Here is a 24,924-nt window from a genome sequence, read left to right as displayed (position 1 = left end):
TGCCGCCGCAGCACACGCTGATGCCCGCGCTGCGCACGTTGGCCAGCGTGTCGAGCCGGTCCTGGTAGGTGCGTGTGTCGACCACGTCGGTGTAGTACTCGGGCGCGGTGTCGAGGTTGTGGTTGTAGTAGTCCAGGCCGGCGGCCTTGAGCTGGTGCGCATGGTGCGGCTCCAGCATGCCGAGCGTGGCGCAGGTCTGCATGCCCAGCCCCTTCACGGCCTCGACCAGCACGGCCACCTTTTCCACGTCGCGGTCTTTCGGGGCGCGCCACGCGGCGCCCATGCAGAAGCGTGTGGCGCCGGCGTCCTTGGCGGCCTGCGCGGCGCGCACAACCTCCTCGATCTCCATGAGCTTCTGCGCCTTCACGCCGGTGTCGAACTCGGCCGACTGCGGGCAGTAGCCGCAGTTCTCGGGGCAGCCGCCGGTCTTCACCGACAGCAGCGTCGCCAGCTCGATGTCGCCTTCGGGGAAATGCTGGCGGTGCACGGTCTGCGCCTCGAACAGCAGGTCCATCAGCGGCTTGTCGAGCAGCGCCTGGATCGCCTCCACGGACCACGGGCCCTGCGGCGCCGCGACCTTGGCCGGGCGATGCAGCTTTATCCCCTGCTGCACCTGTTGCGCGTGTTGAAAGTCGTTGGCACCCATCAGTTGAACTCCAGAATGATCTGATCGACGGAGAGCGATTCGCCCTTGTTCGCCGAAATCTTGCCCACCACACCATCCTGCGCGGCGAACAGCACGTTTTCCATCTTCATCGCCTCGATGACGGCCAGCTTCTCGCCGGCGCGCACCTGCTGGCCCGGCTGCACCGACACCTCCACGAGCAGGCCCGGCATCGGCGACATCAGGAACTTGCTCAGGTCCGGCGGTGCCTTGTAGGGCATGAGTTCGAGCAGGCGCGCGCCCAGCGGCGACATCACCATCGCCTCGATCTGCGTGCCGTCGTGCGACACGCGCAACGCCAGCGGGCTCTTGCCCGCGCCGCGCTCCACCTGGGCGGTGAAGGGCCTGTCGTTGACGGTGCCCTGCACCCGGATCGAGCCCAGCGCGAGGCTGCTGTCGATCTTGTAGCTCTTGCCGCCCACGGTCACGGAGCTCGCGCCGGTCTTGCCGTGGAAATCGGTGACCGAGACCGGGTGATGCACATGCTTGCCCTCGTGCCCCAGCTCGACCACCACGAACTGCTCGCCCACCTTCACGCCGTGGCCTTCGAGCTGCCCGCTGATGCCGGAAGCCCGCGCGCGGTAACGGCGATGCACATACGCCGCCAGCGCGATCAGGAACGAAGGGTCGGTGTGCGGCACGTCTTCCGCGTGGAAGCCCTTGCCGTAGTGCTCGGCGATGAAGCCGGTGTTGAAGTCGCCCGCCACGAACTTCGGATGCGCCAGCAGCGCCGCCTGGAACGGGATGTTGCTGCTGATGCCGCGGATCACGAAGCCGTTGAGCGCCTCGCGCATGCGGGCGATCGCGTGCTGGCGGTCCTTTCCGTGCACGATGAGCTTGGCGATCATCGAGTCGTAGTACATCGGGATCTCGCCGCCCTCGTACACGCCGGTGTCCACGCGCACGCCGTTCAGGCGCTGCGTGTCGCTCGCGAACATGGTTTCGCCCGGTGGCTGGAACTTCACCAGCCGGCCGGTGGAAGGCAGGAAGTTGCGGAACGGGTCTTCCGCGTTGATGCGGCACTCGATGGCCCAGCCGTCGCGCTTCACCTGCTCCTGCGTCAGCGGCAGCTTCTCGCCGGCGGCCACGCGGATCATCAGCTCCACCAGGTCGAGGCCGGTGATGCACTCCGTCACCGGGTGCTCCACCTGCAGGCGGGTGTTCATTTCGAGGAAATAGAAGCTCTGGTCCTTGCCGACCACGAACTCCACCGTGCCCGCGCTCTGGTACTTCACGGCCTTGGCCAGCGCCACAGCCTGCTCGCCCATCGCCTTGCGCGTGGCGTCGGAGATGAAGGGCGACGGCGCCTCCTCGATCACCTTCTGGTGGCGGCGCTGGATGGAGCACTCGCGCTCGTTCAGGTAGATGACGTTGCCGTGCGAGTCGCCCAGCACCTGGATCTCGATGTGGCGCGGCTCCTCCACGAACTTCTCGATGAACACGCGGTCGTCGCCGAAGCTGTTGCGCGCCTCGTTGCGGCAGGATGTGAAGCCCTCGAAGGCCTCCTTGTCGTTGAAGGCCACGCGCAGGCCCTTGCCGCCGCCGCCGGCCGAGGCCTTGATCATCACCGGGTAGCCGATGTCCTTGGCGATCTCGACCGCGCGCTCCGCCGTCTCGATGGCGTCGTTCCAGCCGGGAATGGTGTTGACCTTGGCCTCGTTCGCGAGCTTCTTGGAGGCGATCTTGTCACCCATCGCTGCGATCGAATAGTGCTTCGGCCCGATGAAGGCGATGCCCTCTTCCTCGACCTGCCGCGCGAAGGCTTCGTTCTCCGACAGGAAGCCGTAGCCCGGGTGCACGGCTTGCGCGCCGGTCTTCTTGCAGGCCGCGATGATGCGGTCGGCCTGCAGGTAACTCTCGCGGCTGGGCGCGGCACCGATGTGCACGGCCTCGTCGGCCAGTTCGACGTGGCGGGCCTCCTTGTCGGCGTCGGAGTAGACGGCGACGGTGAGGATGCCCATCTTCTTGGCCGTCTGAATGACGCGGCAGGCGATTTCGCCACGGTTGGCGATCAGGATTTTCTTGAACATGTTCTTCTTCTCCGTACCGCTCACAGTGGAATATTTCCGTGCTTGCGCCACGGGTTCTCGAGCTTCTTCTCGCGCAGCATCACCAGCGAGCGGCAGATGCGCTTGCGGGTCTCGTGCGGCAGGATCACGTCGTCGATGTAGCCGCGTGCGCTGGCCACGTAGGGGTTGGCGAAGCGGGCCTTGTATTCGGCCTCGCGGGCGGCGAGCTTCTCGGGGTCGTTCTTGTCCTCGCGGAAGATGATTTCCACCGCGCCCTTGGCGCCCATCACCGCGATCTCGGCGCGCGGCCAGGCGAGGTTGACGTCGCCGCGCAGGTGCTTGGAAGCCATCACGTCGTAGGCGCCACCGTAGGCCTTGCGCGTGATGACGGTGATCTTCGGCACCGTGCACTCCGCATACGCATAGAGCAGCTTGGCGCCGTGCTTGATGATGCCGCCGTACTCCTGGCCGGTGCCGGGCATGAAGCCGGGCACGTCGACGAAGGTGACGACCGGGATGTTGAAGGCGTCGCAGAAGCGCACGAAGCGCGCGGCCTTGATGCTGCTCTTGATGTCGAGGCAGCCCGCGAGCACCAGCGGCTGGTTGGCGACGATGCCGATGGTCTGGCCTTCCATGCGGGCGAAGCCGATCACGATGTTCTTCGCATAGTCGGGCTGCAGCTCGAAGAAGTCGCCGTCGTCCACCACCTTCAGGATCAGCTCCTTGATGTCGTAGGGCTTGTTCGGGTTGTCGGGCACCAGGGTGTCGAGCGAATAGTCGGGCCGGTCGGCCGGGTCGCCCAGGCCGTTGTTGCCCAGGCGCACGGGCGGCTTCTCGCGGTTGTTCAGCGGCAGGTAGTTGTAGAGGCGGCGCAGCATCATCAGCGCCTCGACGTCGTTCTCGAACGCCATGTCGGCCACGCCGCTGCGGGTGGTGTGGGTGATGGCGCCGCCCAGTTCCTCGGCCGTGACACTCTCGTGCGTGACGGTCTTCACCACCTCGGGGCCGGTGACGAACATGTAGCTGGAGTCCTTCACCATGAAGATGAAGTCGGTCATGGCCGGCGAGTACACCGCACCGCCGGCGCAGGGGCCCATGATCATGCTGATCTGCGGCACCACACCGGAGGCCATCACGTTGCGCTGGAACACGTCGGCATAACCGCCGAGCGAGGCCACGCCTTCCTGGATGCGTGCGCCGCCGGAGTCGTTGAGGCCGATGACCGGTGCGCCGACCTTCATGGCCTGGTCCATCACCTTGCAGATCTTCTCGGCGTGGGCCTCGCTGAGCGCGCCGCCGAAGACGGTGAAGTCCTGGCTGAACACGAACACCAGGCGGCCGTTGATCATGCCGTAGCCGGTGACCACGCCGTCGCCGGGGATCTTCTGCTCGGCCATGCCGAAGTCGACCGAGCGGTGCTCGACGAACATGTCCCACTCTTCGAAGGTGTTGTCGTCGAGCAGGAGCTCGATGCGCTCGCGCGCCGTGAGCTTGCCCTTGGCATGCTGCGCGTCGATGCGCTTCTGCCCGCCGCCGAGACGCGCCTGGGCGCGGCGCTTTTCGAGTTGTTCGATCAGTTCTTGCATGGTGTGCTTTCGAAGCTGTGGTCCTGGATTCCGTGTCTTTTCTTCATGGTCTGGCCGCGATGGCGGCCGCGGCGAGCAGGTTGCGCGCGGCCGTGGAGGCCGGCAGCGTGCCCTGTGCCACTTGCTGCGTGAGCTGCGGCAGCAGTTCGCGCACCTGGGGGTGATGTCTGAAGGCCTGCTTGAGGCCGGCGTCGATGCGCTCCCACATCCACGCGGTGGCCTGCTTCTCGCGGCGCTTCGCCAGCCTGCCGTTGGCGGTCTGCAGCTGCCTGAACTGCGTGACTGCCTCCCAGAAGGCGTCGACGCCCGTGTTGGCCAGCGCGCTGAGCTGCAGCACCTTGGGCAGCCAGAAGCGCACCTCGGCGCCGCTGTGCGCGTCGTGCGCCGCGTGCGCATGCTCGGGGTTGCCCTGGTGACCGAAGAGCCGCAGCGCCGAGGTGATCTGCGCCTGCGCGCGGGTGGCAGCGTCCTTGTCGATGTCGGCCTTGTTGATGACGACGAGGTCGGCCAGCTCCATCACACCCTTCTTGATGGCCTGCAGGTCGTCGCCCGCGTTGGGCAGCTGCAGCAGCACGAACATGTCGGTCATGCCGGCCACTGCCGTCTCGCTCTGGCCCACACCGACGGTCTCGACGATCACGATGTCGTAGCCGGCCGCTTCGCAAACCAGCATGGCCTCGCGCGTCTTCTCGGCCACGCCGCCCAGCGTGCCGCTCGACGGGCTGGGGCGGATGTAGGCGCGCTCATTCACCGAGAGCCGTTCCATGCGCGTCTTGTCGCCGAGGATGGAGCCGCCCGAGACGGTGGACGAAGGGTCGATGGTGAGCACGGCGACGCGGTGCCCCTTGCCGATCAGCAGCAGGCCCAGCGTCTCGATGAAGGTCGATTTGCCGACACCGGGCACGCCCGAAATGCCGAGGCGAAAGGAATTCCCGGTGCGCGGCAGGAGCGCCGTGAGCAGCTCGTCGGCCTGCGCGCGGTGGTCACCGCGCGTCGATTCGAGCAGCGTGATGGCCTTGGCGATGGCGCGCCGCTGCGGCATGCCTTCGGTGCCGGCAATCGCGCTTTCGAGGGCCTGTGCCTTGTCGCTCAGCACGCAGCCTCCGACGCCACGCGCCAGCGGTAATGCAGGTCGACGCCCTCGCCGCCTTCGAGCACGAAGCCGTGGCGCAGGTAGAAGCGGTTGGCGTCGCTTTTCAAGAGCGCGGTGAGCTTGATGTCCAGCCGCTGCTCGCGCGCCTGCGACTTGGCCCATTCGAGCACCCATTCGCCGATGCCCAGGCCCTGGAAGCCGGTGCGCAGGTAGAGATGGTCGAGGCGCAGCGCGTCGCTGTCCTCGGGCTTGAGCGTGACGAAGCCGATGCGCTGGTCGCCGTCGAGCACGATGTGGTGCATGTAGGGCACCACGAAGCCCGCGCTCAGGCGCTCGCGCGAGCGCGCCGCGTCGAAGCGGCCGACGCGCTCCAGGCTCGGGCGCATCGCGTCGATGCGCAGGGCCAGCATGGCCTCGAATTCGCTGGAATCGACCGGCTGCAGCGACAGCCGCGACAAGAGATCGCTCACGACGGCGCGCCTCAGGCCGTGACCGCCGCGCGAATCTGCTCCAGCACGTCCTTGGCGCTGGCCGGAATGGGCGTGCCCGGTCCGTAGATGCCCTTGACGCCGGCTTCGTAGAGAAAGTCGTAGTCCTGACGCGGAATCACGCCGCCGACGAACACGATGATGTCGTCCGCGCCCTGCTTCTTGAGCTCATTGATGATGGCCGGCACAAGCGTCTTGTGGCCGGCCGCGAGCGTGCTCACACCCACTGCGTGCACGTCGTTCTCGATGGCCTGGCGCGCGCACTCTTCGGGCGTCTGGAAGAGCGGTCCCATGTCCACGTCGAAACCCAGGTCGGCAAAAGCCGTGGCCACGACCTTGGCGCCGCGGTCGTGGCCGTCCTGCCCGAGCTTGGAGATCATCACCCGCGGGCGACGGCCCTGCTCCTCGGCGAAGGCGTTGATTTCGGTCTTGAGCGTTTCCCAGCCTTCGGCCGAGTCGTAGGCGGCCGCATACACGCCGGTCACCTTCTGCGTGTCGGCACGGTGGCGGCCGAAGGACTTTTCGAGCGCGTCGGAAATCTCGCCCACCGTGGCGCGCAGGCGCACGGCGTCGATGCTCAGCGCCAGCAGGTTGCCGGTGTTGCTTTCGGCGGCCTCGGTGAGCGCGTCGAGCGCGGCCTGCACCTTGGCCGTGTCGCGCGAGGCGCGGATCTTCTGCAGGCGCGCGACCTGCTGTTCGCGCACCTTCACGTTGTCGATCGAAAGGCTGTCGATCGCATCTTCGTTCTTCAGCTTGTACTTGTTGACGCCGACGATCACGTCCTTGCCCGAGTCGATGCGCGCCTGCTTCTCGGCGGCGGCCGCCTCGATCTTGAGCTTGGCCCAGCCGCTGTCGACAGCCTTGGTCATGCCGCCCATGGCCTCGACTTCCTCGATGATGGTCCAGGCCGCGTCAGCCATGTCCTGCGTGAGCTTCTCCATCATGTAGCTGCCGGCCCAGGGGTCGATCACGTTGGTGATGTGCGTCTCTTCCTGGATGATGAGCTGCGTGTTGCGCGCGATCCGGGCGCTGAATTCGGTGGGCAGCGCGATGGCTTCGTCGAGCGCGTTGGTGTGCAGGCTCTGCGTGCCGCCGAACACCGCCGCCATCGCCTCGATGGTGGTGCGCACCACGTTGTTGTACGGGTCCTGCTCGGTGAGGCTCCAGCCGGAGGTCTGGCAATGCGTGCGCAGCATCAGGCTCTTGGGATTCTTGGGCTCGAACTCCTTCATGATGCGGCACCACAGCAGGCGCGCGGCGCGCATCTTGGCGACTTCGAGATAGAAGTTCATGCCGATGGCCCAGAAGAAGCTCAGGCGGCCGGCGAAGCCATCGACGTCCAGGCCCTTGGCCAGCGCGGTCTTCACGTATTCCTTGCCGTCGGCGAGCGTGAAGGCGAGCTCCAGCGCCTGGTTGGCGCCGGCTTCCTGCATGTGGTAGCCGCTGATCGAGATCGAGTTGAACTTGGGCATCTTCTGCGCCGTGTACTCGATGATGTCGCCGATGATCCGCATGCTCGGCGCCGGCGGAAAGATGTACGTGTTGCGGACCATGAACTCCTTGAGGATGTCGTTCTGGATGGTTCCGCTGAGCTGGTCTTGCGCCACGCCCTGCTCTTCGGCCGCAACCACGTAGCCCGCGAGAACCGGCAGCACGGCGCCGTTCATCGTCATGGACACGCTCACCTTGTCGAGCGGGATCTGGTCGAACAGGATCTTCATGTCCTCGACCGAGTCGATCGCCACGCCGGCCTTGCCGACGTCGCCGGTCACGCGCGGATGGTCGCTGTCGTAGCCGCGGTGGGTGGCGAGGTCGAAGGCCACGCTCACGCCCTGCCCGCCGGCGGCCAGCGCCTTGCGGTAGAAGGCGTTCGACTCTTCCGCGGTCGAGAAGCCGGCGTACTGGCGGATGGTCCAGGGGCGCACCGCGTACATGGTGGCCTGCGGGCCGCGCAGATAGGGCTCGAAGCCGGGCAGCGTGTCGGTGTACTTCAGGCCCTGCAGGTCGGCGGCGGTGTACAGCGGCTTCACGGCGATGCCGTCGGGCGTGATCCAGTTCAGCGCGCTCACGTCGCCGCCGGGTGCGGACTTGGCTGCGGCCTTGGCCCAGGCTTCGAGGTCGGCTTGCTTGAAAGAGGGTTCGGGTTTGCTGCTCATGAGGGGGCCGTTCGCAGAGTCTTGCAGGGTGTTCGCAAATTCGCCTGCAGGGATTTGCAAGCCGGCCGCGAGTCTAACCGATCCATAATTATTAATTCAAACGCCATTTTTGAAGTACAGTCCGGCCCATGTCCGCCGTCACCCTCACCCCCCGCGCCCTCTACGAAGAGGTCGCCGAACTGCTGCGCCAGCGGATCTTTCGCCGCGAGCTGGAGCCCGGCAGCTGGATCGACGAACTCAAGCTGGCCGAGGAATACGGCATCAGCCGCACCCCGCTGCGCGAGGCGCTGAAGGTGCTGGCGGCCGAGGGGCTGGTGACGATGAAGGTGCGGCGCGGCGCGTACGTGACCGAGGTGTCGGAACAGGACCTGGCTGACGTCTATCACCTGCTCTCGCTGCTGGAGAGCGATGCCGCCGGCGTGGTGGCCGAGCGCGCCACCGAAGCCCAGCGCGCCGAGCTGAAGGCGCTGCATGCCGAGCTGGAGGCCGCGGCCTCGCCCGAGAACCGGGAACACTTCTTCGCCCTGAACGAGCGCTTCCACATGCGGCTGCTGGCCATCGCCGACAACAAGTGGCGCGACCAGATGGTGGCCGACCTGCGCAAGGTGATGAAGCTCAACCGGCACAACTCGCTGCTGAAGGCCGGGCGCATCGGGGAATCGCTGGCCGAGCACCGCGCGGTGATGGCCGCCATCGAGGCACGCGACGCGGAAGCCGCCATGGCCCGCATGCGCGAGCACTTCCGCAACGGGCTTGAAGCGGCGAATTAGGTCCGCCCCCAGGCTGCGCGCACTTCGTGTCGCTTCGCACCCCCCGGCTCAATCCAGGCCGAGGGTGCCGGTTTCGTTGGCCAGGTGCTGCGCGGTTTCCAGCAGCAGCGGTGCGATGCGGGTCACCATCGTGTCCTTGGGCAACAGGTAGGCAGGGCCGCCGCAGCTCACGGAATAACGTTCGCCGCGCGGGCCTTCCAGCGCGAAGCCGATGGCGTGGATGTGGGGGTTCCATTCGCCGAAGGAGCCGCAGTAGCCCAGCCGGGTGTATTCATCGAGGCCGGACATCAGGCCCGGCTCGATGACGCCCCAGCTCTCGCCGCTCTCGGCCCGTATCTGGGCCAGCAGCTCGGACTGCTCCGCCGCAGGCAGGGCCGCGAGATAAGCGCGCCCGGCGGCCGAGGTCGCGATGGTCATGCGCGTGCCGACCTCGATGCGGGAGCTGATGACCACCGAGCGGGGCCGCAGCGAGTCGATGACCAGCATGTCGAGCTCGTCGCGCACGCCGAGGTGCACGCTCACGCCCGCAGCCTCCGAGAGCGCCGCCAGATGCGGCCGGGCCACGGTGCGCAGGTCGAAGTGGCGAAGGTAGCGGCTGCTCATGTCGAGCAGCGCGGGGCCGAGGCTGAAACGCTCGCTGTCCTGGGACTGTCGTAAATACCCCGCACTCACCAGCGTGGCGGTGAGCCGGGACACCGTGGCTTTGGGAATGCCGGTGGTGTCCGCCAGTTCGCGATTGCCTATGGGTGCCGAGGCCATGCCGATGACTCTCAGGAGAGCCAGTCCTCTGGCGAGCGCACTTACTTCTTCTTTGCCGCCAATCGCGTCACTCATGTATCCAAACCTTTTTATGTCCCTGATGTCCTCATTTTTCAGCAAAAAACGGTTGACGCGCCACTTATCGTGAAGTAGCAATTTCGGAACATCGTTTCAGGAAAGGCTTGGTGGCCGATTCCGGCCCCTGATGCCGTACCGGCAAAAGCGCGCGCGGCGCCCCGGATTCAGGCCGCCTGCGCAGCGGCAGGCTCGCGTGCCAGCGCCATGACTTCGTGCGCGGGCAGCGTCTTGAGCCGATGGTCGCTCCAGACCTGCCGCCAGCGGCGCGCACCCGGAAGACCGTTGCGCAGACCCAGCATGTGCCGGGCGATCGGCCACCAGTGCGTGCCGTGCCCGGCCGCCTCGCGGGCCATGTAGTCGCACATCAGCGACTCGACTTCATCGCGCGTCAGCGTCTGCTCGCCGGCGCCGAAGAACTCGGCGTCCCACTCGGCCAGCCACCAGGGGTTGTGATATGCCTCGCGCCCCACCATCACGCCGTCGAGCAGGCGCAGATGCTCGTGCACCTGCGCGTTGACCGTGATGCCGCCGTTGATGGCGATGTGCAGGTCGGGAAACTCGTGCTTCAGCCGGTGCACCAGCTCGTAGCGCAGCGGCGGAATCTCGCGGTTCTGCTTCGGGCTCAGCCCCTGCAGCCACGCATTGCGCGCGTGCACGATGAAGGTTCTGCAGCCGGCCTCGCTCACCTGGCCGACGAAGTCGCGCACGAATTCGTAGCTCTCGATCCTGTCGATGCCGATGCGGTGCTTGACCGTCACCGGAATGCCGACCGCGTCGACCATCGCCTTCACGCAGTCGGCCACTAACTGCGGCTCGTTCATGAGGCAGGCACCGAAGGCACCGCGCTGCACCCGCTCGCTGGGGCAGCCGCAATTCAGATTGATCTCGTCGTAGCCCCACTCCTCGCCGAGCTTCGCACAGTGCGCCAGATCGGCCGGCTCGCTGCCACCGAGCTGCAACGCGACAGGGTGCTCCTCGGCGTTGAAGCGAAGGTGGCGCGGCACGTCGCCGTGCATCAATGCGCCGGTCGTGACCATCTCGGTGTAGAGCAGCGCGTGGCGCGAGAGCAGGCGATGGAGGTAGCGACAGTGCCTGTCGGTCCAATCCATCATGGGTGCAACGGAGACGACCTTCTCTTCCAAAACGCGGGATTCCTGTGGTTGGCGACGGGGCCCGGGCACTGGCCGAGCCGGGCGGGCAAGCCTGCTAGTTTCTCACGCCGCCCTTTCCAGGCGCTCCCGCCTGGCCATGTAGCCGCCCGCGTCGCGCTGAACATGCCAGCCGACCCTGCGGCGCGCCGCAGCCCGCTCAAGGTTCTACGGCCGATGGAGGCGTTGTCCGACTCGACACGCCACACCGGCAGGGAGAATGCCTGTGTCGGCCCGAGACAAGCCGACGAGAACGAACGAAGACTGCCCGAGAAGCCCGACTGCGAATAATGACCCGCATCTACCTGATAGAAGACAACCCTCTGATCGCCACCACGCTGACCGACGGGCTGCAGGAGTTTTCCGGCTGCGACGTGATCGGCACCGCCACCACCTCCGTGGACGCCATCGACTGGCTCGGGAGGAACCCGGAGGAATGGGACGCGGCGGTCATCGACATCTTCCTGGCCGAGGGCAACGGGCTCACCGTGGCGCAGTACCTGCAGGAGCACAAGTCGCCGGCGCAGCGCACGGTGGTGCTGATGAACCATGCCACGTCGGAAGTGCGCGAAGGCGCGCTCTCCGCCGGCGTGGATGCAGTGTTCGACAAGTCGCTGCAGCTCGAAGCCTTCTACGACTTCTGCAGGAAGCTGAGCATCTCGCCGCGGCGCTGAGATAAGTCGGGCAGCCCTGCGGGGCTTACTCATCGGGGGCTCTCGCGCGAGTCCGGCTGCACAATCGTCCGCGTGCCGTGCATCCGACATCACCTGCCCTTCGCCCTCCTGCTCGCACTGACGTTCGCGTCCGCCGCGCCCACGGCGCTCGCGGCGCAGCCGGTGCTGCTCATCACTTCGCCCGCCGCGCTGCAGGCGGCGGAGAAATCCGGCGCCGGCTTCGCGCGCTGGATGGGCGGCGAATCGGCGCAATCCGCCGATGGCGTCACCCCCAACGAGGCGCTGATGCCATCGCCGGCCTGGCGCTCCATCGCAGGCCCGCTGGCTGCGAGCCTCGCCAGCATCCAGCGGCGCGACAAGCAGGCGGGCGTAGGCGTCTCGCGCTATCCGCACCGGCTGTTCGACGCGCGCTGGCTCGCGAGCCCCGATGCCTTCTTCGAACTGGTTGGCGTGGCCAACCGCATGGACCGCCGGCCCTTCCAGCACGGCGCATGCGGCGAGACGCGGCTGGTGTACCGGCTGGCCTACCGCACGGCGGCGATGCAGTCGCGCCTGCCGATGACGGTCAACGTCGAGCTGCGCGGCGACGCACCCGATGCCGACGGAAGCTGCGCCACTGTTGCGAAGCGCTGGCAGCCGCCGCAGGCCGCGATGGCCGACGAGGCGCTGGGCCGCTGGCTGATTTCCGCCGATGGCCCGCTGGCGCCGAAACGGCTGGAGCACGCGCGCATCGCGCAGCTCACGACCAACCTGCAGAGCGTGCGCYGGCCCTCGGCTGTGCGGCCCGACCTGGGCGGCCATGCCGAATACATGCTGCGCGCCTTCCGCTGGAACGCGGGCGCCAGGCGCTTCGATGTCGCGCCGCTGGAGAACACGCCCGACGTCGCCAGGCTCAAGGCCAATGCCCCGCTGCGCAAGGAGCTGCAGAAGTGGCTGCAGCAGCCTGCGAACCTGCGCGCGCTGGACGAGGCCACGCTGCAGATTCCCGACAGGTTCCTCGCCACCGAAGCCATCTCGGTCGCGCCGCGCGGGCTGGAACGGCTCGCGAACCGGCCCTTCGCGCAGATCTTCACGCCCGGCGAATGGCAGGCCGTGCCCGCCAGCCGCACGCTGCAGTCGCCCCAAGCCATCCTGCGCCGCCTCGACGACCTGAGCTGCATGGGCTGTCACCAGAGCCGCGCGGTCGCGGGCTTCCACCTGCTGGGCGTCGACCGGCGCGGCGCCTCGCGGACCTTCACCACCGGCAACGCGCTGGCGGTGCCGCACTCGCCGCACGTGCAGGACGAGCTGGCGCGGCGCGAAAGCTATGTGCGCGCCGCGCTCTCCACGCCAAGGCCCGATCCATTCCGGCCCCTGGCCGAGCCGATGGAAGCGAATGCCGCAGCCGGGCGCGCGACCGTCGGCGCGCGCTGCGAGCCCACGCGCATCACGCAGTCGGCCAACGCATGGCTCGACCGCGCCGAGAAGCTGCCGCGCGTTGCCTGCGAAGGCGCGTCATCGGTATGCGAGAAAACCTCGGTCGGCTTTCCGGGCGGCATGTGCTCCGGCCCCTGCGACCCCAGGAACCCGAACGGCACCTGCGGTGGCATCGCGATCCTCAGCGACTTCAACAGCTGTCTCGCCGCGAAAAAACCTTTCGGCGAATGCCTGGCGAAGCACACGCGGCCCGGCAACCTGCGCAGTTGCTCGGCGCAGCAGGCCTGCCGCGACGACTACATCTGCGCACAGGCCGATGGCAAGCCCGAGGGGCAAGGCGCCTGCATTCCGCCCTACTTCCTGTTCCAGATGCGGGTGGACGGGCACTCCTGAGCGCCCCGAGGCCGGCGGCTGGCCCTAGTATCCAGTCCGTCCGACAACAACACCAAGACCGAGGCCCCGATGGACGTCTTCGAGAACGTGCTCATCATGCTGATCGCCGCCTGCCTGCTGCTGCAGCTCTCGCGGCGCCTGGCACTGCCCTACCCGTCGATGCTGGCGCTGGCCGGCGTGTGCCTGGGCGCCATGCCCTGGGTGCCGCACGTGAGCCTCGATCCGCACCTGGCGCTCGCGCTCTTCATCGCGCCCGCCCTGCTCGACTCGGCCTTCGACACCTCCCCGCGCGAGCTGCGGCGCAACTGGATGTCGCTGGTCTCGCTGGTGCTGGTGGCGGTGCTGCTGACCACGGCCGTGGTCGCATGGGCCGGCTGGGCTTTCGCGGGGCTGCCGCTGGCCGCGGCGATCACGCTCGGCGCGATCGTCGCGCCGCCCGACGCGGTGGCCGCGGCGGCGGTGATGCAGCAGTTCCGCATTCCACGGCGCACGCTGTCGATCATCAACGGCGAGAGCCTGCTCAACGACGCGGTGGCGCTGCTGGTCTTCGGCGTGGCGGTGTCGGCGGCCGGCGCCGCGCACGTGCCGATGACGAGCTCGCTGCCGATGCTGCTGGTGGCGGTGCCCGGCGGCGCGCTGGTGGGCTTCGCCTTCGCCAAGCTCAATCTCCACTTTGGCGCGCCGCTCTTCGCGGGCACGCGCTCGGCCATCATCTTCCAGTTCGTGATGACCTTCGGCGCGTGGATCGTGGCCGAGCGGCTGCACCTTTCACCCATCATCTCGGTAGTGGCCTTCGGCATGACGCTGGGCCAGTTCGCGCCGAAGCGCCATGCGCCGCGCGACCGCGTGCATTCCTACGCGGTGTGGGGCGCGGTGGTGTTCACGCTCAACGTGCTGGCCTTCTTCCTCATGGGGCTGCAGGCGCGCGGCATCCTCACGCGGCTGTCGGGTCCGCAGCTGGCGCATGCGCTGGAGTTCGCGGGCCTCGTGCTGGTGCTGGTGATCGCGGTGCGGGTGGCGTGGGTGCTGATCTATGGCGCGGCCATGCGCCGGTACAAGCTGCGGCTGATCGCGCGCGGGCGCAAGATGCCGCTGCCTTCGAGGCGCATCAGCGTGCTGGTCGGATGGTCGGGCATGCGCGGGCTGGTCACGCTGGCCACAGCCTTCGCGCTGCCGGCGGATTTTCCGGGGCGCGACCTCATCGTGCTCAGCGCATTCGCGGTGGTGCTGGGCACGCTGGTGATCCAGGGCTTCACCATCGGGCCGCTGATCCGGGCGCTGAAGATCGAGCCCGACGATTCGCTGGACAAGGAACTCTCGCTCGCCCGCACCGCGATGATGGACGCGGCGCTCGCAGCCATCGAAGCGGAAGACAGCCGCGAAGCCGATGCAGTGCGCGACGAGTACCGCGCGGCCCGCGTCCTGGCGCAGGACCAGCGCCAGCCGCAGGCCAAGACTGCGCACGACCAATTGCGCGCCGTGGCCATCCGCGCGCAGCGGCAAGCACTCGACTCGCTACGCCGCGCCGGCGAGATCGAGGACGACGCCTACCACCAGCTCGAGGAAGAGATGGACTGGGCCGAACTCAACGCCATCCCGGCGAACGACGTGCGGCTGCAGAGCGTCTGATCCGCATGGCTCCCTCTCCCCTCGGGGAGAGGGTTGGGGTGAGAGCCTCGGCCTCCACATCGAGGCCGCGCCTCATCGATCGCACAGCGCCCTCACCCTGGCCCTCTCCCAGAGGGAGAGGGAACAAGACCTTCAGACATCCTCGTACCACCGGTCCTTCGCCAGCATCACCCGGTGGTGGCCGTGGCCCGAGGGCATCATCGGAAAGCAGTTCTCCTGCGCTTCGACCTGCACGTCGAGGAAGAACGGGCCCTCGCTCGCGAGGCACTCGGCCAGCGCGTCTTCCAGCTCCGCCGGGTCGCACACCCGCCGCGCACCCCAGCCGAAGGCCTTGGCCAGCGCCACGAAGTCGGGCAACGCCTCGTTCCAGCTGTGGCTCAGGCGGTTGCCGTGGTTCAGCTCCTGCCACTGGCGCACCATACCCATGTAGCCGTTGTTGCTCAGCACCAGCTTCACCGGCACGCGGTGCTGCACCGCCGTGGAGAGTTCCTGGATGTTCATCAGCACCGAGGCGTCGCCGCTCACGCACACGGTGAGCGCGCCGGGGTGGCCGATCTGCGCGCCGATGGCGGCGGGCAGCCCGTAGCCCATGGTGCCGGCGCCGCCGGAGGTGAGCCAGCGGCGCGGGCTGTCGAAGCGCAGGTACTGCGCGGCCCACATCTGGTGCTGGCCCACGTCGGTCGACACGATGGCGTCGCGCCCGGCGATGGCGCGCTGCAGCGAGGACATCAGCTGCTGCGGCAGGATCGAACCGGCCTTCGGTTCGAAGGCCAGGCAGTCGACGGCGCGCCAGCGCTCGATGCGCTCCCACCACGGCGCCAGCCGCTCGGGCGAGAAGCCCTCGGCGGGCAGCAGCGACAGCAGGCTCTCGAGGATCGCCGCGCAGTCGCCCACCATCGGCACGTCCACGCGCACCACCTTGTTGATGCTGCCGGGGTCGATGTCGATGTGGATCTTGCGGGCGTGCGGGCAGAACTCGTCGAGCTTGCCGGTCACGCGGTCGTCGAAGCGCGCTCCGACGCACACCACCAGGTCGGCCTCGTGCATCGCGAGGTTGGCCTCGAGCATGCCGTGCATGCCCAGCATGCCGATGAATTTCGGGTCCGACGCCGGAAACGCGCCCAGCCCCATCAGCGTGAGCGTGCACGGCGCGTGCATCAGGTTCACCAGCTTCGCGAAAGCCTCACAGGCCGCCGGCCCCGAGTTGACCAGTCCGCCGCCGCCGTAGATGACGGGCCGGCGGGCGGTCGAAAGCAGATCGGCCGCGCGCTGCACCATGGCCTTCGGCGGCAGCGCGGTACGGCTGGTGCGCAGGGCGCGCAACTGCGCAGGCTCGGCGGCGCGGCCCAGGCGCTGGAGCTGGATGTCCTTCGGCACGTCGAGCAGCACGGGGCCGGGGCGGCCGGTCGATGCGATCTCCAGCGCACGGCGAACCAGCGCGGGCACGTCGTCGGCGGCGCGCACCTGGCGGTTCCACTTCGTCACCGGGCGCGACATGCCCAGCGCGTCGCTCTCCTGGAACGCCTGCGTACCGATGACGGCGGTGGCCACCTGCCCGCTGATGCACAGCACCGGCACCGAATCGCTCATCGCGTCCAGCAGCCCGGTGATGGTGTTGCCCACGCCCGGCCCCGAGGTGACCAGCACCACGCCCACGCGGCCGGTGCTGCGCGCATAGCCCTCCGCCGCATGCACGGCCGCCTGCTCGTGGCGCACCAGCACGTGGCGCAGCCGGGGTTCACCGTGCAGCGCGTCGTACAGCGGGAGCGCCGCACCGCCGGGGTAGCCGAAGATCGTGTCCACGCCGCACTCGACCAGGGTGTCGAGCAGGGCTTCAGCGCCGTTGCGGATGCGCACCGGCTTCGCATCAGGGTGGAGAGACGGGGAGGACGTGGGGGGTAGGTCGAGCAGTCGCATGCCGTCAATTCTTCCGTTTCGGGCGCAGAATATGCATCTTTCTTTTGGCCCTTTAAGCTCGATTCATGAAAACCAATCGGCAAACACCGAGCGACAGCGAAGGATCTTTCGACAAGACCGACCTGGCGATCCTGCGGGTGCTCCTGCTGGACTCGCGCAAGACCCTGCAGGAGATCGGCAACGAGGTCGGCCTCTCGCCCACCAGTTGCTGGACGCGCATCAAGAAACTGGAGGCCACGGGCGTCATCAAGCGCTACACGGTGGACGTCGACCCGGCCAAGCTGGGCTACCACGACTCGGTGATCGTGCAGGTCACGCTCGAGAGCCACACCGACGAGACCCTCTACGACTTCGGCCGCACGCTCGCCACCATTCCGGAGATCCAGGAGGCCTACCTGGTCTCGGGCGACTACGACTACTACATCCGCATCGCCGTGCGCGACACGCGCGACTACGAGCGGCTGCTGCGCGAGAAGCTCTACAAGATCCCGGGCATCCGCCACAGCAAGTCGCACTTCGTGCTGCGGGTGCTGAAGGAAGCGAGCGTGCCCATCATCTGAGGCGCGCTGCCATGGCCGGGCTCAGAGCCGGATCAGTTCCACCCGCCGGTTCTTCGCCCGCCCCGCCTCGCTGTCGTTGGGCGCCACCGGCTCCGAGGCGCCCGCCCCGCGCGTGGTGAAGCGGCGCGGGTCCACGCCGGCTTTCACCAGTACCGCGATCACCGCCAGTGCCCGTCGCTTCGACAGATCGTCGTTGTGCTTCGCGTCGCCCTGTGCGTCGGTGTGGCCCACCACCGACAGCTTCAGCGGCGGGTTGTTGCGCATCAGCTTGGTCATTTCGTCGAGCGTGGGCTTCGACTCGGGCCGGATCACGTCCCGGTCGAGATCGAACAGGATGCCGTAGAGATTGACCCGCCCCGTCTCCGCCAGGCTCTTCTGCATGGCCGTGGCGTCGAGGAACACGATCTTGTTCTCCTCCATCGCCTTGCTCTCGACCACGCGCACGAAGGCGTGGTTGCCGACCTCGGCGTTGTGCTCGGCCAGCGCGATGCTGGCGTAGACGGTGCCGCCCGGGCCGGTCTTCCTCGCGAGCAGGTAGCGTCCGCTCACCGAGAAGTAGTTGCGCGCATAGTCGCCCCGGCTGCCCAGGCGCGGCCACTCGGGCTCGTCGAAGGCCAGCGCGAAGTCGTAGGGCGTGGTCGTGTCCACGCCGCCGGGGCGCGGCTTGTAGCAGGAGGCGTTGGAGGTCGCGCAGCTGAACAGCAGCTCGAAGCCCTTGGCCTTGAGGCTGGACTCGTAGTTGCGCTGCACCTCCAGCAGCGAGCGCTCCTTGGGCAGCCTGTACAGGTAGAGCGTGACCTTGCCCTCCACCTTGAGCAGCTCGGGCTTGCCGCCGCCCCAGTTCTGGAAGGGCTCCTTGATGAGGCCGACCTCGTCGTAGGAGGCGGCCTTGTAGCCGTCGAGCACCGAGCCTTCGTAGCGGCCGATCAGCGGGTTGTCCTTGGCCGGCTCGGCGGCGAAGGAGCCGGCGGCCGCCGAGAGCAGTGCGCCTGCCGCCAGGCGGGCAACGAGAACCATGAAGGCGGACTGTTTCATCGGCGGGCCCTGGAAGAGAAATGGAAGCGGGAACGGGAGCGAAACGCGGCGCCTGTCGATGCTAGGGAATGCCTCCACGGCTGTGCATTCGACGGACGGCCTATGCCGCGGCCGCTCAGCCGGGACGCCCGCGCACATGGCTCGCCGCCGTGTTAGCGGTCGTAATCGCGGGAATGTTCGACGGCGAACATAATCGCGCCCGTCTCGCAAGGGCGGGATCCGGGCTCCACGGCCCGAGGCCGCAACGCAGCGGCTTCGGGCCGGTGCCAATCACAAAGAAGCGACTTCCAAGGCAATGCGATCTATGAGGCTTGGCAGCAAGAGCTGTTGGCGAATCGGCAGGTGGATCGCAAAGCTTTTGCTGGCCGCCGCGCCGGTACTCCTGTCTTGCGCACAAGCCGCCGAGACGGCAGCGCGGCAGTCTCCGCAGGACGGCGAGGCCGTCCACATCACGCGGGTCGAGCTGCTTTCCGTCCCGGGTAACGGCTACACCGCTCCTCCGCGCGACGCGCAGGAGGCGGCACTGCCCGAAAAGGGCTGGAGGAAGGTCAACCTCCCGCACACAGTGGGACGCGAGCTGGTGCCCGACGAAGGCAGCGGCACACGCACCGTGACCGACTGGTACCGCATCGACCTGTCCGGCAGGGCTTCCGCGGGGGAGCCCCAGCTGCTCTATCTCCCGCGCTGGAAGACGCTGGGCCACATCGCGGTGTATGGCGACGGCGCCCTGCTCCACCAGTCGCACGGCAGCCCGGTCCACAACGGCTACAACCATCCCCTGCTGATCCCGCTGAACGCGACGGCCAACACGCCGCCGCCTAAGACCGTGCTGATTCGCGTGGACCGCCTGCGCAACAGTGGCAGCGGTTTTTCCACCGTCTGGGTGGGCAGCGAGGAATCGCTGGGCTGGCGCTACCAGATCCGCCAGTTGCTGCAGGTGCAGCTGCCTTTCATGGGCAGCGCCGCCTTCCTGGCGGTCGGCGCGTTCGCCTTCGCGGTATGGCTGGGCCGGCGGCGCGAACTGCTCTACCTGCTGTTCTTCGCCATCTCCGCGCTCGCCTTCTTCAGGACGCTGCACTACTACGCGGGCGGCAGCTACCTCCCCGTCTCTGACGAGTGGTTCGAATGGATCACCGTTTCCAGCCTGCTCTGGCTGGTCATCCTCATCCATCTGTTCCTGCAGCGACTGCACCAGCAGCCCTCGGTGTGGCTCACCCGCGTCGCGGTCGGCCTGGCAGTGGCCTGCAGCGTCTCGACGCTGCCCCACGTGTCGACGAGGATCGTCAGCCTCTACCTGTTCACGCCGCTGCTCAACCTCGCGGTGCTGCCCGTGGCGGTGCTCATCTTCACGGTGAACCTGCGCAAGTCGCTGGGCACGCTGCAGACCGAAGGCCGCCTGGTGGCGGGCTGGACGGTGTTCGCGCTCGCGCTGACTTCCTACGACGGGCTGCTGCAGAACAACCTGGTGAGCCCGGAGAGCGTCTACATGTCGCCCTACGCCATCATCAGCCTGTTCTTCGTCTTCTCGTACATCATGTTCCAGCGCTACACCGGCGCGTTCGCCGAGGTGGGCCGACTGAACATGGGCCTGGCGCTGCGCCTGCGGGAGCGCGAGGCCGAGCTGGAGCAGAGCTACCAGCGGCTGCGCGTGAGCGAGAACCAGCACATGCTCAGCGCCGAGCGCCGCCGCCTCATGCAGGACATGCACGACGGGCTGGGCTCCTCGCTCATCAGCGCCATCCGCTCGGTGGAGCGCGGCGCCATGAGCGAGGCCGAGATCTCCCGCGTGCTCAAGGGCTGCATGGAAGACCTGCGGCTGGTGATCGACTCCATGGAAAGCGTCGACGCCGACCTGCTGCTGCTGCTGGCGACCATGCGCTTTCGCCTGGCGCCGCGCATCGAGAGCGCGGGCATCACCCTCCAGTGGGAAGTGCAGCCCGTTCCCGCCCTCGCCTGGCTGGACCCGGACGGCGCGCTGCACATCCTGCGCATCGTGCAGGAGTGCGTGGCCAATGTGCTGCGCCATACGCGCGCCACCACCATCTGCGTCAGCACCGCGATGGCGGACGAAGGCGTGTGCGTGATCGTCGAGGACAACGGCGGCGGCTTCGACGTGAACGAAGCCATGCGGCGTGGCGGCCGCGGCCTGCGCAACCAGCAGCGTCGCGCACAGGAAATCGGCGGCAGCGTGAGCTGGGAGGCCGGCGCCGCCGGCACGCGCTTCGTGCTCTGGCTTCCGCTGGAGCGGCCGGCCGGCGTCGGCAAGGTGCTGGGCGTGGCCTGAGGCAGGCTCCCCGGCTCAGAGGCTCGCCGCGATCTGTTCGCGCAGCCACCTGTGCGCCGGATCGCGATGCCGGCGCTCGTGCCAGAGCATCGCCATCTCGTAGCCCGGCACCTCCAGCGGCGCCTCCACCACGCTCAGCCCTGCGGCGTTGCGCGCCAGCCGCTCCGGCAGCATCGCGACCATGTCCGTGCCTGCCACCGCCGACATCATGAAAAGAAAGTGCGGCACCGACAGCACCACGCGGCGCGTCAGGCCCTTCTCCGCCAGCGCCTCGTCGGTAGGCCCAGCAAAGCCGCCGCCGCCCAGCGAGACCACCACGTGCTCCAGCGCGCAGAACTGCGCGAGCGTCGGCCGGCGCTTCAGGCGCGGATGACCGGCGCGCCCGACGAGCACATAGCGTTCGTTGAACAGCACCCGCGCATGCAGGCCCGGCGGCGCGCCCACGCTGGTGTGGAAGAACAGATCGATCTCGCCGCTTTCCAGCTGCCGCGCCATGCGCGACGGCACCGCCTCCACCACCGCCAGCCGCGTGTTCGGCGCGGCGGCACGCAGCCCGGCCAGCGCAGGCAGCAGGATGGCCGACTCGGCATAGTCGGCGGCAGCGACGCGCCAGGTGGTGCTGGCCTCGGCCGGCTCGAAGGGCCGCGTCGGCGCCACCGCGCGGCCCAGCGCCTCGAGCGCCTCGCGCAACGGCTCGCGCAGCTCATCAGCCCGCGCGGTGGGACGCATGCCGCGCTGTGCGGGCAGCAGCAGCGGATCGTTGAACACCTCCCGCAGCTTGGCGAGCTGCACGCTCACCGAGGGCTGCGACAGATTCAGCCGCTCGGCCGCGCGCGTGACGTTGCGCTCGGCCAGCAGGGTGTCGAGCGTTACCAGCAAGTTGAGGTCGAGGCGGCTGAAATTGTTCATGGCAATTCCTGGAATTCAGACTATTCATTTCCAATATATCGCCAGCGTACCTAACCTGAGGGCGTCTCCACTCGAAACCTCAAGAAATCATGAATGTCCTTCTGGTCCTCGCCCATCCCGAACCCGCCTCCCTCAACGGCGCGCTGCACCGCTTCATGGTCGACCGCCTGACGGCCGCCGGCCACAGCGTGCGCGTGTCGGACCTCTACGCCATGCGCTGGAAGCCCGCGCTCGACGCCGACGACTTTCCCGCGCGCGACACCGCCGCGCGCTTCGACCCCGCCCTGGATTCGCAACGGGCCTTCGAGGCCGGCACGCAGGCCGTCGACATCGCCGCCGAGCAGGAAAAGCTGCTCTGGGCCGACGCGGTGATCCTGCAGTTCCCGCTCTGGTGGTACTCGATGCCCGCCATCCTCAAGGGCTGGATCGAGCGCATCTACGCCTACGGCTTCGCGTACGGCGTCGGCGAGCATTCCGACACGCACTGGGGCGACCGCTTCGGCGAAGGCACCATGGCCGGCAAGCGCGCCATGCTCGTGGTGACCACCGGCGGCTGGGCCTCGCACTACGCGCCCCGCGGCATCAACGGGCCGATGGACGACCTGCTCTTTCCCATCCACCACGGCATCCTCTACTACCCCGGCTTCGACGTGCTGCCGCCCTATGTGGTGCATCGCACCCACAAGGTCGACGAAGCCGCGTATGCGCGCATCACGCGGGAGCTGGGCGAGCGGCTCGACACGCTCTTCAGCACCGAGCCGATTCCTTTCCGCCGCCAGAACGGAGGCGACTACGAAATTCCCGCGCTCACCCTGCGCGAGCACATCGCGCCGGGCAAGACGGGCTTCGCGGTGCACACCGCGGATTGACGCAGGCTCAGGGCAGCACCGGGTTCGCCGCCGCGTTGGCGATCGCCGCATCGGCATCCACCCGCAGCATGAATCGCTTCGCCACCAGGTCGTTGGCGGCAGCCGTCACGGCAGCGACATAGCCCGCCTGGTCGGTATAGCGCTCCTGCAGCGAGGGGCGCGGATCGGCGCCACGCAGCGCGGCTGTCTTCGCGAACGGGAAGTACGAGCCGAACAGGCCCGCCTGGTCGATGCGGCCGGGCACGCTCGTGTAGTTCCAGCCGGTGTTCGTGCCCAGCGGCACGGCCACGTCGAGGCTGCGGATGCCGGCGACGTCGTTGCCGTCGGCGTCCACCTGCGGCACCAGGATCGCGTAGTCGCGGCCCAGGTAGGCCGGCGGCACCTGCGTGGCGATGCCGCTCTCGTCCTGCGGACGGTAGCTGGGGCCCCAGTCGAGCAGCGAGTAGTTGTTGACCAGGCCGGTGAAGCTCACGCCCGGAATGGCCGGGAACTTGACCTGCGGCGGCCGCACCAGCGTGGCGTCGGCGATCTTCGGCACCTGGCTGTCGGGCGGCGTCGTGCCATTGACGACCCAGTCCTCCAGGTTCTGGTAGAGCGCGCGCACCACCGGAATCACGCCGGCATTGCCGTTGGTCGCATAGAGCGCGCCGGCGCTCGCGCCCGGCAGCGAGGCAAGGCCCAGCAGATGGTGCGTGCTCGCGTAGTAGTAGACACGGGCGTTGGCTGGCTGCACGAGGTCGGTCGTGCCCCACGCGTCGGTCAGGAGCGGAGAGCCCTGCAGAACGTAGAACTCGGTGCCGCTGAAGCCGATGAAGAGCTTGGGGCATGTACCGCTGGCCTCGCAGCGCGACAGGATGCCGCCGCGCCGCTGTGCCACGTCGTCCACGTAGTCCTTCGAAAGGCCGCGCGTGCCCGCCTGACCGAAGGCCGTGTGGTCGGCGCGCACGCCGCCACCGCCGCCCGGAATGGAGAAGCGCATGTTGATGTTCGTCTGCCGCGCCGCGATCTGCGCGAACACGCCGTCGAACACCTTCCGGCCCGCGCGGTCCTCGTTGAAGCCCAGGTGCACGAAGGTCTTCATGAAGTTGCCGCACTGCGAGACGCCCGAGGCGATGGTGTTCCTTATCGCCGCGGCCACCGGATTGGCCGTGCCGGCCGAGTCGCTCGCATCGCGGTGGAAGAAGCTGATCATGTCGCGCAGCGCCGCGAGGCCCAGGCCCATGACCTTCGGGTCCTTCGCGACGTAGACCAGCTCGTACAGATAGGCCGGGTCCCACTTGTCCTTCAGGCACACGTTCGTCTCGTCGGGCGTGCCCGGGAACGGCATGGCGGTGCTGCACTTGGCGAACTTCCATTCGCTCGCGGGAATCAGCTGGCGCGCGTCGCCCTCGTTGATGCGGCGCGTGAGCACGTAGCCGGGCTTCGTGTTGTCGAGGCTCGCGGCCGGGTAAGCCTGCATCGCCGCGTTGAACGGGCCGCCGGGCAGCGGCAGCGAATCGTTGGTGGCGGCGGTGGGCAGCAGTTCGGCGCGGTAGGTACCGGTGATGCTGCTGCCGTCGGCGTTCTTCGCGACCGGCACCTTCAGCGTGAGCTTGCCGGCAGCCGCCGGCACGTCGCCCTGCCATGCGGCCGTGAGGAACATGTAGCCGCGCGAGGCGAAGTAAGGATCGAGGTTCACGATGTTGCCGCGATTCGGCGCGTCGTAGCGCAGCACGCCGCTGGCCTTGCTCATGTCCTTGGGCTTGAAGAGCACGAAGTCGGAGGTGTACTCGACCTTGCCGTTGGCGTTGAGCGGCGCGAGCTGCAGGTCCTGGATGATCGCGTTGCGCGCGTCCTTCGGGTCGACCTCGCCGGTGAAGGTGCCGGTGATCTTCTGGTAGGCGCCCACGCTGCCGAACGTGCCGGGCACGTCCTCGGTCGCGCTGATGGCGAGCTTGTATTTCGGGGCGGAGGCCGCGGCGGGCGGGGGCGTCGACGGGGTTCCGGTGGAAGGCGGCGGCAGGATCAGCCCGCCCGCTCCTCCGCCGCCGCTTCCGCCGCAGGCGCTCAGAAGAAAAAGGGCGGCCGAAGCCACCGTGGCAGCCCTGAGGCTCCAGCGTTTCATGGTTTGTCTCCTTCGTTTTGTGTCTTTGTCTGCGTGCGGCGCCGATCCCCGCTACGGCGCGCGCTCTGCCGTTACTCGGCCTCGATGCCGGCAGCCTTCACGATGCGGCCCCACTTCTGCGACTCGCCGGCCTGGAACTTCGCCAGTTCTTCCGGCGAACTCGTGAACACCTCGGTGCCGGTCGGCTCGTAGAACGCGGTCTTCGCGGCTTCGCTCTTCGCGGCCTTCACCAGCAGCTCGTTGAGGCGCTTGACCACGGCCGGCGGCGTCTTCGCGGGCGCGTAGGCGGCGAACCAGTAGCCCATCTCGTAGCCCTTGACGCCGGCTTCGGCGGAGTAGGGCGCGCTATCTCCCGGGGCGTGGATGCCGAGATCTCCTTGAGG

At 68.0% G+C, this 24,924-nt stretch carries 20 protein-coding genes; 7 read left to right on the top strand and 13 right to left on the bottom strand.

Features of this window, described 5'->3' with window-relative positions; all coding sequences use genetic code 11:
- From bioB to scpA, 6 genes are all read right to left on the bottom strand, one after another.
- Window positions 1–646: biotin synthase BioB (gene bioB, locus QMO14_RS27830; protein ID WP_301511159.1), on the bottom strand; the 646-nt coding region annotated here is incomplete at its 3' end.
- The gene (gene accC, locus QMO14_RS27825; RefSeq protein ID WP_301511158.1) at window positions 646–2,694 is read right to left on the bottom strand and encodes an acetyl-CoA carboxylase biotin carboxylase subunit; all 2,049 of its coding nucleotides are present in this window, start codon (window positions 2,692–2,694) and stop codon (window positions 646–648) included. The genes bioB and accC, both read right to left, overlap by 1 nt.
- A gap of 20 nt (window positions 2,695–2,714) precedes the next feature.
- Window positions 2,715–4,259, bottom strand: coding sequence for an acyl-CoA carboxylase subunit beta (locus QMO14_RS27820; protein WP_081269005.1), 1,545 nt, complete (start codon window positions 4,257–4,259; stop codon window positions 2,715–2,717).
- Window positions 4,260–4,302: 43 nt separating this feature from the next.
- Window positions 4,303–5,301: a methylmalonyl Co-A mutase-associated GTPase MeaB gene (meaB, locus tag QMO14_RS27815; RefSeq protein WP_301511161.1), complete on the bottom strand. Its 999-nt coding sequence runs from the start codon at window positions 5,299–5,301 to the stop codon at window positions 4,303–4,305.
- A gap of 47 nt (window positions 5,302–5,348) precedes the next feature.
- The gene (locus QMO14_RS27810; protein ID WP_301511156.1) at window positions 5,349–5,822 is read right to left on the bottom strand and encodes a GNAT family N-acetyltransferase; all 474 of its coding nucleotides are present in this window, start codon (window positions 5,820–5,822) and stop codon (window positions 5,349–5,351) included.
- Between the two features lie 11 nt (window positions 5,823–5,833).
- Entirely contained in the window at window positions 5,834–7,996 is a 2,163-nt protein-coding gene (gene scpA, locus QMO14_RS27805; protein ID WP_301511153.1) for a methylmalonyl-CoA mutase, read from the bottom strand.
- A 128-nt stretch (window positions 7,997–8,124) separates the two neighbouring features.
- On the opposite strand from scpA, the gene QMO14_RS27800 reads away from it, so the two are divergent.
- Complete coding sequence (locus tag QMO14_RS27800) at window positions 8,125–8,766, top strand: GntR family transcriptional regulator (RefSeq protein ID WP_301511151.1); 642 nt, start codon at window positions 8,125–8,127, stop codon at window positions 8,764–8,766.
- Between the two features lie 48 nt (window positions 8,767–8,814).
- On the opposite strand, the gene QMO14_RS27795 is transcribed toward QMO14_RS27800, so the two are convergent.
- Both QMO14_RS27795 and dusA read right to left on the bottom strand, forming a co-directional pair.
- Entirely contained in the window at window positions 8,815–9,600 is a 786-nt protein-coding gene (locus QMO14_RS27795; protein ID WP_367618175.1) for an IclR family transcriptional regulator, read from the bottom strand.
- Window positions 9,601–9,767: 167 nt separating this feature from the next.
- Window positions 9,768–10,784 (bottom strand): tRNA dihydrouridine(20/20a) synthase DusA, encoded by a 1,017-nt coding sequence (dusA, locus tag QMO14_RS27790; RefSeq protein WP_301511147.1) that lies wholly within the window; start codon window positions 10,782–10,784, stop codon window positions 9,768–9,770.
- Window positions 10,785–11,041: 257 nt separating this feature from the next.
- Here dusA and QMO14_RS27785 point away from each other — a divergent pair, with 257 nt between their 5' ends.
- From QMO14_RS27785 to QMO14_RS27775, 3 genes are all read left to right on the top strand, one after another.
- Window positions 11,042–11,425 (top strand): response regulator, encoded by a 384-nt coding sequence (locus tag QMO14_RS27785; protein WP_301511146.1) that lies wholly within the window; start codon window positions 11,042–11,044, stop codon window positions 11,423–11,425.
- Window positions 11,426–11,497: 72 nt separating this feature from the next.
- Window positions 11,498–13,234, top strand: coding sequence for a hypothetical protein (locus tag QMO14_RS27780; protein ID WP_301511144.1), 1,737 nt, complete (start codon window positions 11,498–11,500; stop codon window positions 13,232–13,234).
- 69 nt (window positions 13,235–13,303) lie between these two features.
- Window positions 13,304–14,863: a sodium:proton antiporter gene (locus QMO14_RS27775; protein WP_301511142.1), complete on the top strand. Its 1,560-nt coding sequence runs from the start codon at window positions 13,304–13,306 to the stop codon at window positions 14,861–14,863.
- 132 nt (window positions 14,864–14,995) lie between these two features.
- Here QMO14_RS27775 and ilvB read toward each other — a convergent pair whose 3' ends face one another.
- Window positions 14,996–16,780 carry a biosynthetic-type acetolactate synthase large subunit gene (gene ilvB, locus QMO14_RS27770; RefSeq protein ID WP_301511140.1) on the bottom strand — a complete coding sequence of 595 codons (1,785 nt, stop codon included), beginning with the start codon at window positions 16,778–16,780 and terminating at the stop codon, window positions 14,996–14,998.
- A gap of 65 nt (window positions 16,781–16,845) precedes the next feature.
- Here ilvB and QMO14_RS27765 point away from each other — a divergent pair, with 65 nt between their 5' ends.
- Window positions 16,846–17,340 (top strand): Lrp/AsnC family transcriptional regulator, encoded by a 495-nt coding sequence (locus QMO14_RS27765; RefSeq protein ID WP_184641982.1) that lies wholly within the window; start codon window positions 16,846–16,848, stop codon window positions 17,338–17,340.
- Window positions 17,341–17,361: 21 nt separating this feature from the next.
- Here QMO14_RS27765 and QMO14_RS27760 read toward each other — a convergent pair whose 3' ends face one another.
- Entirely contained in the window at window positions 17,362–18,375 is a 1,014-nt protein-coding gene (locus QMO14_RS27760; RefSeq protein WP_301511137.1) for an OmpA family protein, read from the bottom strand.
- Between the two features lie 358 nt (window positions 18,376–18,733).
- Between QMO14_RS27760 and QMO14_RS27755 the strand changes: the two genes are divergently transcribed.
- Window positions 18,734–20,659, top strand: a complete 1,926-nt coding sequence (locus QMO14_RS27755; RefSeq protein ID WP_301511135.1) for a sensor histidine kinase — start codon at window positions 18,734–18,736, stop codon at window positions 20,657–20,659.
- A 15-nt stretch (window positions 20,660–20,674) separates the two neighbouring features.
- Here QMO14_RS27755 and QMO14_RS27750 read toward each other — a convergent pair whose 3' ends face one another.
- Entirely contained in the window at window positions 20,675–21,568 is an 894-nt protein-coding gene (locus QMO14_RS27750) for a LysR family transcriptional regulator (protein WP_301511133.1), read from the bottom strand.
- Between the two features lie 89 nt (window positions 21,569–21,657).
- On the opposite strand from QMO14_RS27750, the gene QMO14_RS27745 reads away from it, so the two are divergent.
- Window positions 21,658–22,437: an NAD(P)H-dependent oxidoreductase gene (locus QMO14_RS27745; RefSeq protein ID WP_301511131.1), complete on the top strand. Its 780-nt coding sequence runs from the start codon at window positions 21,658–21,660 to the stop codon at window positions 22,435–22,437.
- 7 nt (window positions 22,438–22,444) lie between these two features.
- On the opposite strand, the gene QMO14_RS27740 is transcribed toward QMO14_RS27745, so the two are convergent.
- Window positions 22,445–24,541 carry an alpha/beta hydrolase domain-containing protein gene (locus QMO14_RS27740; protein WP_301511129.1) on the bottom strand — a complete coding sequence of 699 codons (2,097 nt, stop codon included), beginning with the start codon at window positions 24,539–24,541 and terminating at the stop codon, window positions 22,445–22,447.
- Window positions 24,542–24,612: 71 nt separating this feature from the next.
- Window positions 24,613–24,924 (bottom strand): tripartite tricarboxylate transporter substrate-binding protein (locus tag QMO14_RS27735; protein ID WP_301511128.1); only part of this gene is annotated, 312 nt, incomplete at its 5' end.

Source organism: Variovorax sp. CAN15 (genome assembly GCF_030462475.1).
In the GTDB taxonomy this organism is placed as follows: domain Bacteria; phylum Pseudomonadota; class Gammaproteobacteria; order Burkholderiales; family Burkholderiaceae_C; genus Variovorax.
This window is presented reverse-complemented; position numbering and strand designations above follow the sequence as displayed.